Raw genomic sequence first — 15,237 nt, forward strand, 5'->3', positions numbered from 1 at the left:
TATGAAAAATGTAGCCCTCATCCTGCTGTCCTTAATGTCGACTACCGCAATTGCTGGTGGGGACTTTACAGCCAGCCTCAAGCAACTAGAGAAAGACTCCAGGGCCATGGAGCTGATGGACGCAGATAGGGCTACTTCCATGGTCGATGCAATTTTGCAGCGCGATTACATGGCAACCAGGAATATTGGCACTGAGCCAGATGCAAAAACCAGAAATGGTATGAAGTTCATGTCCCAGCTCGCGATGAGCGGGAACATCGTATCTGCCCAGATCGTCGCCAGGGAGCTTTCCCAGAACTATGGCGCCAAATCCCCAACCTTTGAGCTGATACAGCGTTTTGTAACTTCAGCTACCGAGCCCACAGGGCACGACGAACTCTATGAAGCCGTGTACGCGCGGTATGAGGTCGAGGTAAGGCGGTACCAGGCCTGGCCCAGGGATAAGCGCGATTGCGCAACTGTAGCCCTTTTGGGCGCTATGTACGATGACGACCTGGCGCTTGGATATGGCTTGCGTTGTGCTGGCTCACCAAACAATCAAAACAATGTCGAACTGTCTGCCAAAAAACTCAAAAGATACATGGCAGGCATCAGGCAGGGTGTGAATAATGAAAACTAGAATTCTATTCGCCGCCATGGCGATGCTTGCTTCCAACTATGCACACGCGTGCCTACAACAACCCATACCAGGCACATTGATCACATCAAATTTCGGTATGCGTTTTCACCCGGTATATAAAACCTGGAAGTCCCACAATGGTACCGACATGCGTGCAGCCATGTTCACTCCAGTAAAGGCTGCTCACTCTGGGCAGGTCACGTTTAGTGGCTTTATGGGTGGCGGTGGCAATGTGGTCATTATCCTGGGATCTGATGGCGTGCAAACCAGATACCTTCATTTGGCCAAGGCCGGTGTGCCTTCAGGTTCTTATGTTAGCGCCGGGCAATTAATTGCTCAGTCGGGCAATACAGGTCATGCCTCTGCAGCGCCGCATCTACACTTTGAGGCAAGGATGAACGGAGGATCTACCCCGGTGGATTCAAGGTCATTGCTTTGCCAGGCATTGGCTGAAAAGTCAGGGGCTGGTCCAGACTCAAGCGGCAATGGCCAGCAAGCACCACGCGGCCCAGTCGGGGCAGACGGCACCCCCACTAATTTCGACTCAGAGCCTAATTTTAATGGCTGGGCAGACATGTCTGAGTTGGACATCATGCGCAATGAGGTTGAAAAGCGATTCCTCAACCCTGACTGGCACGTCATCATGAATGGCTGCGGTGCCGACATCAATATGACCGCGATCGATGGTGTGGTGCGCCCTGCAATGGCCTGTGATGCTTTCCTGCGCAAGGAAATGCTCATCATGACATCACTCAAAAATTACCTGAAGTTCAAGACAAAGGAGAGTAGAGAGCGTTCCACAGCTATATTGGGGGCCAGGCTGGTGGATCAGGTGAAAGCTGATAGGTCGGAACTTGATGCCCTCAGGCAAAGAGCTCAAGGTAGTGAAGCGGTGCCTAGATAGCTCTGGAGAATCGAACGTTCTACAACCCCGGAAATCCGGGGTTTTTGTTTCTGGCCCAAGCAAAATCCGTTTATGTTGCTTATGTGGTATAATATAAACAATATACAGCACTTTAAGGGTCTCATCATGACACGCGATCAACAGCAAGAATTACTGCACACCGCTACGCTCCAGGTTGTATCAGGCAAGATGACTGGTAGTAGGGTTCTCACCTGTTGCGCTTATGCGATCGCAATTGATAACCAAGAGGCCCTGAGGGAGCTCCTCCCAAAAGTAGATCATGTCGATATACCCATGAAGGGTGAGTCCCTCTTGGCAATGGCCTGCAGGGTGGGCAATCTTGAAGCCGTTAAGGTTCTGGTTGAAGAATTTAACGCTGACATTTCCTATTCTGACATCGGTGGGCGCGTGCCTGCTGATATCGCATTTGATCATGGCCATATCGAGATTTATGACTACCTGTCATTGAATCCAGTGCTTGCCCCTGAGCAGGTTGTGCCGGTGGTCGCCCCTAGATTGAGCTAATCGTGAGCCAGGGCATACGAATTCGGGAGCCGTTTTCTCATCTATCCCATGCGGATAGCGACGGCAACACGATCTTGCATCATGCATGCCTGTCTCAAATACCTGGCGCGATACTGTCTTTGGTGGCGGCTGGCTATTCAGCTTCCCAGGTTAATGCGGAAGGCAAAAAGCCCTTTGATCTTATTGAGGACAATGAGATCAGAAACCAAATGATTGCAGCAACGGTGGTTGAGTTGAATGAGGCTGTATTCATTCCGGAAAAGAAAAGCAGTAGGGCGAGATTGTAAAATCGCTTTTCATATACCTAATACGCTTGACACGGCCACCTTGGATCGATATACTGTGAACATTCTGAAATTTCAACCGAAAGAACTGCTGATGACTTTGCGTGCTCATGAAAAGGTTTGTGCTCCTGCTTTCCAGCAGTGCATCCAAGCTTGTTCGTGCTCTGTATTCAGCAATTCCCTCAACTGAAATTGATCCCCTTCCTTGCCGGGGATCCCGGCGAGGCACTTCCTTTCCGGTCAGCTGCAAGGCTGATCTTTAAAAATTTGAAATTCGGCAGTAGAGCGCTACTGCCAAAAACTTTGCAGACAAGTTTTGTCTGTTTGTAGATGCCCTGGTAGCTCAGTGGATAGAGCGTTCCCCTCCTAAGGGAAAGGCCAAAAGTTCGATTCTTTTTCGGGGCACCATTATTTCCAGGCAATTGCCTGGTCTCAGCGGAAATAGCTCAGCAGGTAGAGTTGCTGCCTTCCAAGCAGATGGTCGCGGGTTCGATTCCCGCTTTCCGCTCCAGTTTCATTGAAAGGACTGTGTAATGGCAAAGTCTTTGATATGTGCTGGCAACATCAAGATGCGTGGTAAGCGGCACAAGGTTTTAACCTGCAGATGTTGCGAATGCATTGATTTCTAATCCAGGATCAACGACAAGGTGACCAGCTCTGAAATTAAAGAATACAAACAATACGGCAGCCAGGAATAGGCGCCAAACCAAACACGAATCCCCAGGTCGCGTGAGCAATAAGCTAAGAAAACAAAAGACAGGGCGGAAAAAAGGATGGGCATTGACTGCTCATAAGCCAGCGGACCGAAATCCCGCTCCCGTACCGAGGTAAGCGGGAAGAATTCTTGAACAAGGGCATGCCTCCATGGATGGCATGCTCCCCATAAGCGTGAGGGATAGAGCGCTTTGGCTCAAACCTGGTCATGTCACTGCGCACGCATCAACGCGTGGGATTCATCCCAGCTGGTAGAGGCCACCAATTTTTACCAGACACTTTCTTCCCATAGGCAAGGCAGCCTTATGAACATTCAGCTTCACAAAGTCGCGGGGGAGAACCCCTTCATATACCATCCGGAGTTGGCCACCATCTGGCCTGAGCCTTTGAATGCATTTGCATGGGAGGCAACCGAGGAAACATTGGCCCTAAATGGAGCTGATGGAAGTGAAATCTTTTTGATTGCCGTGGATGGCGCTGTGGCTGGGATTACGGGATATATGCCGTATTTTGAAGCCAGTGAGCCCGGAACGCCCGTCACCAGGATGAGCGTGTCCAAAGTGTGCTTGCGGTGGCATGGCGTGCTTCCTAGATACCGAGGGCAGGGGATATCCAAGTTGGTCATCAGGCAAATGACGGAATTTGGGCAAGCCGCTTTTCCCAATGCAACCCAGTTTATTGAGTTGGTGCCAAACAACACCTTGGGAGTGGCAACAGCAGCATATTTCTCCGGTCTAGGGTTTGTGGCCACCGGCCACGCAGAGTTTATTGAAGAATTTGGTATGGAGTTTCTCGAATACGCCATACCGATAGATCTATTACGCCAGGCCAGGGTATATGTTCCAGGCAAAGTTTAAAATATGAAGAGAAAGCCGTCACTTTAGGTATTCGAGCATAGGAGAGGGCGGCAATGCGCTTCATCTGGAACCTCGGTTCCAAGCACTCATCGTCTAACGGTTAAGGCGCCGATCCTGCAAGGGTTAGGTACAGGAGTTCGATCCTCCTAGAGTGCTTCAAAACAAGCCACTTATCGCAATAAGTCAAAGTGACAAATTGCGCATGTGGTATACTAAAAGCCATTATCGGCTGGTTGCACAGTTGGGGATTCGCCAAGATGGTCTAAGGCACCGGATTTTGATTCCGGCATTCCCAGGTTCGAATCCTGGATCCCCAGCCATTTTATGGAAGATAACTTGTGATGCTCGAAGCTTTCCCTGAATTCCAAATTACTGATTGGGAAGGCGCCCAGGCCGAAGGGCCGGCTGAGTTGGTCGGCTTGCCTTACACGGTTCTAATAGAGAAGGGTAAAGAGCTGGTCACAATTAAATTGAGTCTCCCTGGTTATTCGGGAAACATGAATTTTTCAATTGAGATTGATAAAGGCCTTCCCACCCTGCGTGCATATAACGAGGGTGATGAACCATTGGCCAAGCTGGCATTGTCTCCCACTGGCGTGAATGTTGAAACTTTCGAGTCCGGCGTGACAAGAGAGTTTGAGATTCAGTCTGATCCAGACTTATACGCTGAGTACCAGCTTTGGCTCCAGGCTAGAGCTAAGCAGTTGGTAGCTGAATCAGCAGCCAGCGAGGCGCCAGAGCAAACATTGTTAGCATCTAAACCCAGGATGTAATGGTATGAGTCTCGAATTAATGCAAAAGCTGCTGCTTGAGCCAGAGTTTAGATCGCTTCAGCAGGAGAACATCAAGGATCTCATAGTGGTGTATCACCACTTCCAGCCTCAATTTTCAGTAACCGATTCCCCTGATGAGGGCTCTGTCACTCTATACTTTGAACTTGGAGCCCCTCAGTCACTGGAGGATGCGGATCATGGTTTAATCTATGATCTCATCACAGAATCATGTGACCCTACAAAGGCTGCTCAATGGGTAGCTGAGTTCGCTAGCCGAACCAACCAGGCAGCGACAGGCCATACACCAAGCCGGCCGCGTGTTTGAGAATTATAGAAAGTAGCAAATGGATAGAAATGTTGAAGACCAAGTAATCGAGGCCTGCCTGTTTGGACCAGAGCATCTTTTCTGGGTTTCAAGCCAGGATTCTCCCCACCTTACCAAAGCGTACAAGGCGGGTTTTTCTTACTTCATGTTCAACCGTACCGGCCACACACCTTGGGTTGAGCTCACTTATCGGCTTGACCCGGGGTTCATGCACCCGGATGCATTCCAAAATTGGCTGGACAAATACAAGGTCGACATTGGTAGGTTCTTGAAGACATTAGCAGCTCGGGATAGCACGCTACTTGATTACAGTGGTGCGCAATTGCGCTTGCTTAAGCAAATTGACCAAGAGCTTGAAGGTGTGGATGAGAAAGTTGTCATGTACCTAACCGGTGGTGCGGCGGTCAATTACTACACTGATGGGCGAGCAACTGAAGATATCGATGCCGTCTTCAATAAGAAGGTATTGCTGTCAGATTTTAAAATTGCATTTACTGACTCTACTGGTGCCGTACGCCAGTTGTATGTCGATAAGAACTTCAACGACACCTTTGCTTTGATGCATGAGAATTATCAGCAGGATGCCATAGAAGCTCACTTTGAAAACGTCACCTTTAAGAACCTGGATGTCCGAGTAATTAATCCAGTTGACCTGGCAGTTTCCAAGATAGCCAGAATGAACGACAAGGATATTGCCGACATTAATGCTTTGCGCATGTGTGGTTTGATCAAGGCAGATGCAGTTAGGCAGCGCGCCGAAGAAGCAATTGGTGGATATGTAGGTAATCTTTCATCGATAAAGTCCAACATCAATCACATTGTAAATTTGATAGGTCCAGATAGGTCCGTAGATATAAATGCCACCACGGGTAAAGTACAAAAACCCTTTTAGGTAGTCACCCACAATATTCGTATCACTCCTGGCCAGTTCACTGGCCTTTTTTTCAACCTTTGCATCTCATTTAAGGAAACAAAATGTAATCCATCAATCACCTTGAACAGCTAGCTAGCCGGTTCAATGCCGGTTTTTTTACGTCCGTAAGGATTGATCTTTTAAAAGGAATTATCATGAGTACGCCAAAATTGCTCACCCGAGATCAGTTCAGGGAGGCTACATTCGAGAGAGATGGTGGTTGCTGCGTATTTTGTGACAACAAAGAGGTAACAGCTCACCACATCATTGAACGTCGCCTATGGCCTGATGGTGGGTATTACGTCGAGAATGGCGCTTCAGTTTGTGATGAACACCATATCATGTGCGAAACCACTGAACTCAGTGTAGAGCAAGTCCGTGAAGCATGTGGTATCAGGCGGATTGTTTTGCCACCACACCTCTACGTAGACCAGGTATATGACAAGTGGGGTAACCCCATCATGCCGAATGGAACCAGGTTACGGGGAGAGCTCTTCTATGATGAGAGTGTCCAGAAGATCCTGGCCAAGGGTGGCAAGTTGGGTGATTTCACACACTATGCCAAATACCCAAGGACACATCACGTGCCCTGGTCACCTGGGATGAATGATGACGACCGAATGATGCCCAACATGAAGCAATTTGAAGGGCAGCGGGTCATTGTGACGGTCAAGATGGATGGTGAGAACACTTCCATGTATCGTGATCATATTCATGCCCGTAGCGTCGACAGTCGCAATCACCCATCGAGATCCTGGGTAAAAGGGTTCTGGGCAAGCATTGCCGCCGACATCCCAGAGCAGTGGCGTATCTGTGGGGAGAATCTGTATGCACAACATTCAATAGTGTATGAAAACCTGGAGAGTTATTTCCAGGGATTCTCCATCTGGAATGAGCGTAACTTTTGCCTATCCTGGGATGAGACCATTGAATGGTTTGAGCTCTTTGGTATCACGTCAGTGCCATTGCTTTATGATGGCTTGTACGATGAGAAATTGATCCAGGCACTGTGGCAAGATTCAGACTGGGATAGCGTTGAAGGTTACATTATCCGCAAGGCAGATGGATTCCATTACGGCGAATTTAGGGAAGCAATTGCCAAGTTCGTACGTCAGGGTCACGTGCAAACCAATAAGCACTGGATGCAAGGGCAAGAAGTGAAGCCAAACAACTTGAAATCACGCAGACCAGCTTTCCGATAAAATTTGAAAACCATACCTTTCGGGGTGTGGTTTTTTTTCATTTAATTCAGAGATGATAGAAATATTAATTACATTGGGTGGTTGCTATCTTGTTGAATTGTAATACTTAAAACTTTGTATCTTGAAATATACTGCGAAGTAGGTATAATATAAGCATCATTTAAAGTTGCGGGATTTCCCCCATGAACCATGATTTTGCATTGCGCCTTACAGACTCCCTTGGAGTTGTTGCCAGGATTCGTGGGATAGCCAACTTTATGGGGGTGTCGCAACTGTCTGATATTACCCCAGAGCTCAAAGGTGAAATCGTCGAAGTTGTGCTAGAGCTTGATGGTCAACAACCAACGGCAATCGGTGGTTCAACGGTCTACCAGCGCATCATCAAGGATGACAGCTTGGGCGATCTGGTCAGGCTCAGCATCATGGATCCAGAGAAGCTTGATTATGTCTTGATTGCTTATGAGCAAGGTGACACCATTTTTTCTGCAATTTTAGAGGCGCCAGCGGTTGCCTCTGCCACCGTCTATTCCCAAAGTGACGACCCGCAAACCCTTTTGAAAGCTGGTTCAGCTGCAAACTTTGAGCTGACTTCAAGAAGCGTTGGCCAGGTCGACATAGAGAGCAGCTATTCAGAAGAAATTAGCGTGGCTAAGATGCTTAGCGAGCTTGTCACTGCTGAAGTACCTGTTTACATAAAAAACAACTCACCAGTGCTCATCGAGAGTGCCCTGGAAGTCATTCAAGAGCTTTCTGGCCAGATGCTGGAATTGGCAGAGAAAAGTGATGTTGGGAACAACCAAATATTCGTCGTTGGTATGAAAAACCTTGTCCATGCCCAAAAGTCCCTCGACCTACTGCTTAAAGGCACTCAGGTCGCATCTGGTAACAAATTACACCTGGAGTTCTAAAATGCAAGCCGAGCAAAAACCAACTTTCATGCAATCATTGCCGTGTGATGAGCTCTTCAAGCCACTCGATGACTTCAAAAATGCCAACATTCTGTTCCAGAGCAAGGTAAGCGGCGCTAAGGTGCTGGTCCCCAACATATGGTACAACCTCCCAATTAGGCGGTATGCACAAAATTTGATAGATGCTAGCAAATTAAGCAATAACAAATATGGCACCTTGCTTATGGAAGTGTTTACGGAGCGTATTTTAGGTTACCTTGATATTGTTGAGAGTGGTGACGAATCAAATCCACTTTTTGAAACTGCCAGGGATTTCATCTCTCAAGAGTGTGGAGCGCTGTTGGAATTAGAAGATGGCTATTATCTGAAGATGAGCCATGTTAGCCCTATCAAAGGCACATTCGGGACCACAGTATTTTCGGAAGATATTGAAGAAATTCAAGCAATGCTGGATGCTAGCCCGCATTCAAAATTTGAAATCTCCGGATTTGATCAACCGTTTACGGTATCTGCTTATAGCTTGTTGATGGATGCTATTAAAAGTAAGCGCAACTATCATCGATATGGCACACCATACCTGACCAGACAGGAAGTCATTGTTGACGTGGTCGATAATCTGCAGGATCCAGAATACCTGAGCATTGTCTGTGAATTTGAAATTGACCGGATTGCAAGAAATAACCCCAAGGCATCGATCACTATGGTTGAAAACTATCACCGACCACGGCGCATGAATCCGTGATTACTGAAGTCCAATTTCTTGGGCAAAGGGACGCATGTGCTTTCAGGGCAACAAAGCCTACTTTTGCCATATCGATTACCAATAGTGGCGCCAAGCAGGCGAACTTAAGACGCATTGAATTTCAAGGCATCCTGCGACTTGAATTTGATGATGTGAACGAGTCGATGGCAGGTTTGGAAGTAACTGATGTCCCTGATCTCCTGGTGGGGCATGAATCGGGCAGGCGCATCATGATCAATGGCAATGAATATTGCGATTATAATGACGCCAAGAAAATACTCGCATTCACCGAGATGGTAGCTGACAGCCAGGATGCCTATGCCATCATGGTTCATTGTGAGGTAGGGGCCTCAAGATCTGCAGCAGTAGCGAAATTCATAAATCGGTTCTATGGGGCTGATTTGATTATTGGTCAGCATGATGGCAGCCAGGCAAATACCAGGCTCGCTAGATTGTTGGACAAAGTGTCGGCGCAGGAACAGCCGGCATTGGGAGAGCTCCCACCTGGCATCCTGAATTTGAGAAAGCTTGGGAGGCCTTAATTACCTAGTTTTAATTTAATGGAGGTTGTTCAAATGAAAATTCGTATTGAAATCCGTCCTGGGGAGGGCGGCAAAGACGCAAAATTGCTGGTGGCCAAGCAGGCTGGCATCTACGCCAAGTATGCAGAAAACCATGGCATTAAACATTCCCACCAAGAACAGTCCTTCGGCTGAATCCTTACCTTAGACGGACCTGAGAAATCGGTACGTCCACTTCTCGCCGAATCTGGCGGCCATCGCTGGCAGCGAATCCCACCTACTGAACGTAAAGGGCGTGTCCATACGTCAACAGTGACTGTTGCCGTGATGAATGATGAACCGGCGCGCGCATATGTTATCAATCCAAGCGATGTTCAAGAGTTTACCCAGCGTGGATCTGGGCCTGGTGGACAACATCGCAATAAAACCGAGTCTGCAGTCACCCTGGTGCACAAGCCGACCAATATCCGCGTAAGGATTGATACCAGGTCACAACATCAAAGCAGGGCGCAGGCCTGGGCGGTATTGCAGCAAAGGGTGATTGATACCTTGGCTGGTCGAGATTCTGATATCGAGAATTGTGAGCGTAGAAATAAAGTTGGATCTGGGATGCGTGGTGACAAAATTCGCACCTATAGAGAACAGGATGACACTGTGATCCACCACAAGGGGGATTTAAAGATCAGGCTTGCTGATGTTCTCAAAGGGCATCTATTTGGTAGGCAGAGCGCCTAAAAACTACCTTGACGTCACACCCTGTTGAGCCTAGCATAAATGCGTATGTGATATATTAAAGGAGAAATTATGGAAAATGATAATGAAGTGTTTAGTGCGACTGGCGGTTTGGGCGCCGGCGCCAATGGTGTGAATGCGGCCAGCCAGTTTGAACAGCGTTTGGAGGTGTTGAAGACTGTACTGACAGGTGTTCCTCCCTTGGAGTGCCTGAAGCTCTCGACCGCGCTTTCCAATCATTATTTTGATCGCGTCAAACAGGAAACAAGCGACCCAGAAATACAAGAGGCGTTTGCCTTCCTGGAAGAACTCGGGGAAAAGGCTGTAAAAGGGTGAGCATGACCAGATTGTTTAGCGATCGCTTATTTAGTGCCCTTGTTTATGCAAACACCAGCCATTCCCACGTGAAGACCAACATCGGGGTTGGCCAGGTGCGCAAATACACTGGTGACGCCTACATCGTTCACCCGATCGAAGTGATGAACATCCTTTCGGGTGTGACTCAAGATGAAGACGTTTTGATCGCCGCCTTGCTTCATGATGTTGTCGAAGACACTCAGGATGATGGTGCTGGACGGAATGCTGCTTTCATTCAAAATGAGATCCATGCTCTTTTTGGCGAACGCGTGCAGAAGCTGGTTCTTGAGGTTACAGATATCTCCAGGCCTTCGGATGGCAATCGAGCCGTCAGGATGGAAATTGACAGGCAGCACTACGCCCTGGCTTCTCCTGATGGCAAGTCCATCAAGCTGGCAGATGTGATCTCCAACACCAGCAAGATAATGGAGCTTGATAGGCGGTTCGCGCAGAAGTACATCCAAGAAAAGGCATTGTTGCTGGAGTTTCTAACTGAGGGCGCCCCTGGGTTATATGAGATGGCCACCAAAGTTATTGTCAGCGTATATGAAGATTTCGGCATGAGCATCCCCAGTCACCTGAGAAATACCGATAGGCCAGCTCCAAAATAACTACATCTCCTATATGGTATAATAAAAGCATCATCTAACTTCGGAATTGGTGCAATGGAAAATATCAAAGGCGTTTTGGTGCTTGGCAACGCCACTCAGGAAAATGAACTGCCTGCTACCTTGAACAGAACCACAGGTATTGTTGAAAGTGAGCTGGAAGCTGTCGAGCTGGAAGGCGCCGTTGACTACATGTACTTCGAGGTGGGCACGATCAGATTTGACGTCATTCACAAGCCTGGCTCGGAGGGCGGTTATGTACTGTCCTCGCTTGAGCAAGATCAGAACGTGTCTCAGAAATCCAGCCCAAGACCCTAACTCTCACCATGATCAAAATCAACCTGGCCTCCAATTCTGTATCTTTTGTATTTGGATCCAATCAGGCTGGCAGGCATGGCAAAGGTGCTGCAGCGTTCGCCAAAGAAGAATTTTCGGCTGCATATGGAGTAGGCGAGGGCGTTTCTGGCCGATCCTATGGCATCCCTACCAAGGACTTCAATGTAAAGACAAGGCCACTGGCGGACATTGTGCCCGCCATCGCCAAGTTCATATCGCATGCCAAGCGGAATTCCACGACCACATTCTTTGTAACCCGTATTGGGTGTGAGCTGGCTGGCTTCAAGGATGAAGTCATTGCGCCATTATTTAAAGATGCGCCAGCCAACTGCATTCTTCCATTTGCCTGGGAACCGCTGGTGGGTAGGCAAAGCAATCAAACTGTGCTGGTACTGCCAGGCATGACCAATGTGGATCTACACAAAATCATGACTAACTTGAGCCCTAGTTCCAGGCTCATCATCCTGGGTGACACCAAAGACTTTGTCCTGGATGAACGGGATGGTCTTCAAATTACCGGCTTGCCCGTGGCCAAGATCAACAAGTTTGCCAGGTTCTTTGAAAATTACATCGACATGATCATTGTGAATGATAGCTATGATTTGCAATTCGCCGGAGAGCGAAGAATCTATAAGCTCGACGTCAACTCCCTATTTAGGCCGCCAGTAAAACCACGCTCAGTCTTTAAGCGTTAGGGAAAATCCACTTAAATCTTTACCGGGCATGGCGTGTCCCGTTTTATCCCTTGACTTACCATATATTCCCATTAGAATTGCTTATGTAGTATTCGATAAGCATAGTATAGGAGAACGTATGACCAAAAACGAGCTTGCCATCATCTTGGCTCAGGACGCTGGAATTAGCACTACCTCTGCGCGCCTGGCCATAGATTCTTTTACCAGTGCAGTTACCAAGGCATTGCGACGGGGCGAGGAAATCCGCATTACAGGCTTTGGCGCCTTCAATTTGCAGCGTACCAAGGCTCGATTGGGTCGCAATCCCAAAACTGGCGAGCGGATCAAGCTGCCCGCGTCCAATCGCGTGGTATTCAAGATTGGGTCCAACCTCAAGACAGCGATCAACACTTAGCCCCCGCGGGTATGGTTCACGCCATGCCCGGTGAGTGTTTCCGTAAGCGCGTAGTTTCCGAAAGCACTTACTCGATAACCCAAGCATGTTCAATCATTGGAAATAGGCCATGAACAAGTATTCACAAGCATCCAAACAGCAAGGCTTCACGCTCGTCGAAGTCGGCATTGTTTTAATCATCATGACCCTCATGGTCGCTCTTAAAATCAGGGAAGATGCACAAGAGCTGCGCATGGCCCTGGCCAAATCCCAGGGTGAGCAGATGAAGGTAGCCGGCAAGGGGCTCTACAATTATGCCCTGGCAAACTTCAACGCAATTGTTGATGGTACCGCTGTAGCAGGCGTTGCTAATACGCATGCCCCCACGGTGGCTGAGCTGAAAACACTCGGCTACATGGAGTCTGGTTTCAACGCCAATACTTTCTATGGCGGCACTTACAACTTCACAATCAATAAATCACCGGCTACCTGCACTACGGATTGCAATATTGCAGGCCTGGCTTATACCTCCACACCTATGAGGGATCCAATCGACAACCAGGTCGACGCAACACTGCTAGGCCAGGCGATCAATGCGATCGGCGCTGATGGTGGTGGCAGCACTCGTACTCCAGCTGCGATCAATGGTAAGGCTGGTGGTTGGACCTCAGCGAATCCAGCAGGCGCTGTAACTGGCATCCTGGCAATGCGTGTTGGTGAAGGTTCCGCTCTGGATCTCAGTGCATATTTGCGCCGTGATGGCACTCGCCCTATGACTGGCAACCTTAATATGGGTAATCAATCCATCGAGAACCTGCTGGTGGCCATATCTGGTGCTGCATGCCCTGATATTGGCGCGCTGGCTACAACGGCTAATGGTGATGTGCTGTCTTGCCAAAATGGCACCTGGCAGCAACAAGGTAGCGCGTATTGGAAGGATCCTGTGGGCACGGCTGCAGGTCTACCTGCATGCACTATGTCTACTATCTGGCAGACCAGGTTGATCACCGCACCTACAGTCGGTACCAAGCCCATCCCATATTCCTGCAATGGCTCTGCATGGGTCGCACTCATGATCGATGACGCAGGCAATCTTACCGTTCCAAATACAGTTGCCCTGGGCAAAATTCAGGTCAACGATATCGTCGCTGAAGGAAGTGTTTGTGCAACAAATGGCCTTGTAGCCCGCGACGCTACTGGTTTGATACTGTCTTGCCAATCCGGTAGCTGGAAGTCATCAGGATCTACAACTGGACGATTCATATTTCAGCAGACATATTTTGGGTCTTCAACCCGAGTAAATAATTCTGGAAGCCTTGTTTTTGTGACCGCCTACGGTTTTAACGGTGTCGGTGGTACATGTGGAAATAGAATTAATGGGAATGCAACGGTTGATGGAATTGCAGTTGCTTCTATTGGTATCACAATGGATACAGGTAGTAAGGTAGGGTCTTTCTCATTTGTTGTACCAAATGGATCAACATACTCTATAACCTCAAATCCATACGGCTGTGGGTCAGGCAGATTTACGGTTTCGGAATGGGGACTATAGTCTTGCCAATCCGGTAGCTGGGTTGGGCAAGGAATTGGGCATGGTCAAACTTGGCAGAATGTGACAGCATCACGTGCTTTTAATGTTGACTATTTAAACAACACCGGCAGAGCAATAAGCATAAGTGTATCTGGTGGCTCATCAAGTTCTGGGGCCTATTACAGTATATCCGTAGGCGGCATGATGATTGCAGTCGAGCAGCACGAACTCACAGGTGCATATGATAACCATAACGTCAATGCAATCATTCCTCCCCGTGCGATGTATCGAGTATCTATGCACTTAATGTCTAATACCACGTGGATGGAGCTTCGCTGAATTGCCAATCCGGTAGCTGGTCTGGGCAAATGAATTTTTTGAGGCAAACGAAATATGCTTCGAATACCACTTCAAACCAAGTCGTCAATTTAGGCCCTCACAAGCTTTGCATGTTATCAGTTGTCGGTTCCGGCTTGGGGGGAGCATCTTTATACTGTGGCGCCAGATCAAGCATCTATTATCAAACTGGTAATTGGTATCTCAATACCAACTCGTGCGGTAATGTAAGCGCCTGGGCAGAGGCAACGTGTTTTGACTAGCTTGCCAATCCGGTAGCTGGAAAGGTCAAGGAGTTGGCCAAGGTCAAACGTGGTTGGATATTCCGCTAAACGGATCAAACTCAACCGGGAAGCCAATTCAAATATCGTGTACTCAGATGGGACTCTGCACGGGGCAAACACTCACAATTAAGATCGGAGGTATTACGGTCGTTCAGCCTTCGCATGACAATGGGGTTTGTGTAAGAAATACAGCCAGCGGAGTGATTGTGCCTACGGGAGCTTCATGGTCTGTTTCAGGAGGGTCAATTTCTTGCATGGGCTTGATGTGATTGCCAATCCGGTAGCTGGAAACGTATTGCAAATCGAATAACAACTTGCAGTAAAAACATTGCATATGGCTTTTCTGGGCCTGGTACATATTCATTCAATTTTTCCGCATCTGATTGCGGTGGTGCTTTACCTTCTCAATCTGCCAAAGCAATGTTAAAAACAGTAAATGTTTGTGGTGGGACAAATTCTTTTGGCGTTACCAATACAGCAGGGCCTGCTATATGGGCTTTTTTCGTTAATCCTTGTACGTGGCCAACACTTGGTTATCAAGCCATCTTCGAAGCTGTTTTTTTTGACTAGCTTGCCAATCCGGTAGCTGGAAAGGTCAAGGAAGCTCTGTTGGTCGGATTACAAAGTTGATGTTTAGCGCCAATGGTGCTTGCTCTAATGTCTGGTATAACCCATTAGGAACAGCAGCTTGTAATTGC

19 protein-coding genes, 4 tRNA genes and 1 pseudogene are annotated in these 15,237 nt (G+C 48.1%); all 24 read left to right on the forward strand.

The features are described 5' to 3' along the window. Position 1 precedes the first annotated feature (1 nt). The 24 genes and pseudogenes from ACKF11_RS13835 (at position 2) to ACKF11_RS13950 (ending at position 13,940) form a co-directional block, all read left to right on the forward strand. A complete protein-coding gene (locus ACKF11_RS13835; protein ID WP_407997555.1) occupies positions 2–619 on the forward strand; it encodes a hypothetical protein in 618 nt (205 codons plus the stop codon). Then, positions 609–1,523 carry a M23 family metallopeptidase gene (locus tag ACKF11_RS13840; RefSeq protein ID WP_407997556.1) on the forward strand — a complete coding sequence of 305 codons (915 nt, stop codon included), beginning with the start codon at positions 609–611 and terminating at the stop codon, positions 1,521–1,523. Before ACKF11_RS13835 ends, ACKF11_RS13840 begins: the two co-directional genes overlap by 11 nt. 126 nt (positions 1,524–1,649) lie before the next feature. Continuing rightward, positions 1,650–2,048 carry an ankyrin repeat domain-containing protein gene (locus ACKF11_RS13845; RefSeq protein WP_407997557.1) on the forward strand — a complete coding sequence of 133 codons (399 nt, stop codon included), beginning with the start codon at positions 1,650–1,652 and terminating at the stop codon, positions 2,046–2,048. Between the two features lie 2 nt (positions 2,049–2,050). Continuing rightward, the gene (locus tag ACKF11_RS13850) at positions 2,051–2,335 is read left to right on the forward strand and encodes a hypothetical protein (protein ID WP_407997558.1); all 285 of its coding nucleotides are present in this window, start codon (positions 2,051–2,053) and stop codon (positions 2,333–2,335) included. A gap of 329 nt (positions 2,336–2,664) precedes the next feature. Beyond that, positions 2,665–2,740 (forward strand) — tRNA-Arg (locus tag ACKF11_RS13855). A gap of 27 nt (positions 2,741–2,767) precedes the next feature. Continuing rightward, positions 2,768–2,843: transfer RNA gene (locus ACKF11_RS13860), tRNA-Gly, on the forward strand. A 508-nt stretch (positions 2,844–3,351) separates the two neighbouring features. Then, a complete protein-coding gene (locus tag ACKF11_RS13865) occupies positions 3,352–3,903 on the forward strand; it encodes a GNAT family N-acetyltransferase (RefSeq protein ID WP_407997559.1) in 552 nt (183 codons plus the stop codon). Positions 3,904–3,985: 82 nt separating this feature from the next. Next, positions 3,986–4,059: transfer RNA gene (locus tag ACKF11_RS13870), tRNA-Cys, on the forward strand. A gap of 86 nt (positions 4,060–4,145) precedes the next feature. Then, a tRNA-Gln gene (locus tag ACKF11_RS13875) sits at positions 4,146–4,223 on the forward strand. A gap of 18 nt (positions 4,224–4,241) precedes the next feature. Further along, positions 4,242–4,676 (forward strand): hypothetical protein, encoded by a 435-nt coding sequence (locus ACKF11_RS13880; RefSeq protein WP_407997560.1) that lies wholly within the window; start codon positions 4,242–4,244, stop codon positions 4,674–4,676. A 4-nt stretch (positions 4,677–4,680) separates the two neighbouring features. Then, entirely contained in the window at positions 4,681–5,001 is a 321-nt protein-coding gene (locus ACKF11_RS13885; protein ID WP_407997561.1) for a hypothetical protein, read from the forward strand. Positions 5,002–5,020: 19 nt separating this feature from the next. Further along, a complete protein-coding gene (locus ACKF11_RS13890) occupies positions 5,021–5,893 on the forward strand; it encodes a DUF6036 family nucleotidyltransferase (RefSeq protein WP_407997562.1) in 873 nt (290 codons plus the stop codon). A 176-nt stretch (positions 5,894–6,069) separates the two neighbouring features. Continuing rightward, a complete protein-coding gene (locus ACKF11_RS13895) occupies positions 6,070–7,116 on the forward strand; it encodes an RNA ligase family protein (RefSeq protein WP_407997563.1) in 1,047 nt (348 codons plus the stop codon). Positions 7,117–7,298: 182 nt separating this feature from the next. After that, positions 7,299–8,024 carry a hypothetical protein gene (locus tag ACKF11_RS13900; protein ID WP_407997564.1) on the forward strand — a complete coding sequence of 242 codons (726 nt, stop codon included), beginning with the start codon at positions 7,299–7,301 and terminating at the stop codon, positions 8,022–8,024. A gap of 1 nt (position 8,025) precedes the next feature. After that, positions 8,026–8,766, forward strand: coding sequence for a hypothetical protein (locus tag ACKF11_RS13905; RefSeq protein ID WP_407997565.1), 741 nt, complete (start codon positions 8,026–8,028; stop codon positions 8,764–8,766). Next, positions 8,763–9,308, forward strand: a complete 546-nt coding sequence (locus ACKF11_RS13910; RefSeq protein ID WP_407997566.1) for a protein-tyrosine phosphatase family protein — start codon at positions 8,763–8,765, stop codon at positions 9,306–9,308. Before ACKF11_RS13905 ends, ACKF11_RS13910 begins: the two co-directional genes overlap by 4 nt. 33 nt (positions 9,309–9,341) lie before the next feature. After that, positions 9,342–9,596 (forward strand): annotated as a pseudogene (locus ACKF11_RS13915) (PCRF domain-containing protein); the annotation flags it as partial. A gap of 18 nt (positions 9,597–9,614) precedes the next feature. Further along, entirely contained in the window at positions 9,615–10,022 is a 408-nt protein-coding gene (locus ACKF11_RS13920) for a peptide chain release factor-like protein (RefSeq protein ID WP_407997575.1), read from the forward strand. Between the two features lie 69 nt (positions 10,023–10,091). Further along, entirely contained in the window at positions 10,092–10,355 is a 264-nt protein-coding gene (locus tag ACKF11_RS13925; protein ID WP_407997567.1) for a hypothetical protein, read from the forward strand. Between the two features lie 2 nt (positions 10,356–10,357). After that, positions 10,358–10,987 carry an HD domain-containing protein gene (locus ACKF11_RS13930; protein WP_407997568.1) on the forward strand — a complete coding sequence of 210 codons (630 nt, stop codon included), beginning with the start codon at positions 10,358–10,360 and terminating at the stop codon, positions 10,985–10,987. Between the two features lie 54 nt (positions 10,988–11,041). Beyond that, positions 11,042–11,302 carry a hypothetical protein gene (locus tag ACKF11_RS13935; RefSeq protein WP_407997569.1) on the forward strand — a complete coding sequence of 87 codons (261 nt, stop codon included), beginning with the start codon at positions 11,042–11,044 and terminating at the stop codon, positions 11,300–11,302. Between the two features lie 8 nt (positions 11,303–11,310). After that, positions 11,311–12,015: an A1S_2505 family phage non-structural protein gene (locus tag ACKF11_RS13940; protein WP_407997570.1), complete on the forward strand. Its 705-nt coding sequence runs from the start codon at positions 11,311–11,313 to the stop codon at positions 12,013–12,015. A gap of 118 nt (positions 12,016–12,133) precedes the next feature. Then, entirely contained in the window at positions 12,134–12,409 is a 276-nt protein-coding gene (locus ACKF11_RS13945) for an HU family DNA-binding protein (protein ID WP_407997571.1), read from the forward strand. 109 nt (positions 12,410–12,518) lie between these two features. Next, positions 12,519–13,940, forward strand: coding sequence for a type II secretion system protein (locus ACKF11_RS13950; protein ID WP_407997572.1), 1,422 nt, complete (start codon positions 12,519–12,521; stop codon positions 13,938–13,940). Positions 13,941–15,237: the final 1,297 nt, after the last annotated feature.

Source organism: Methylobacillus draconifructus (genome assembly GCF_045984385.1).
Lineage (GTDB): Bacteria > Pseudomonadota > Gammaproteobacteria > Burkholderiales > Methylophilaceae > Methylobacillus > Methylobacillus flagellatus_A.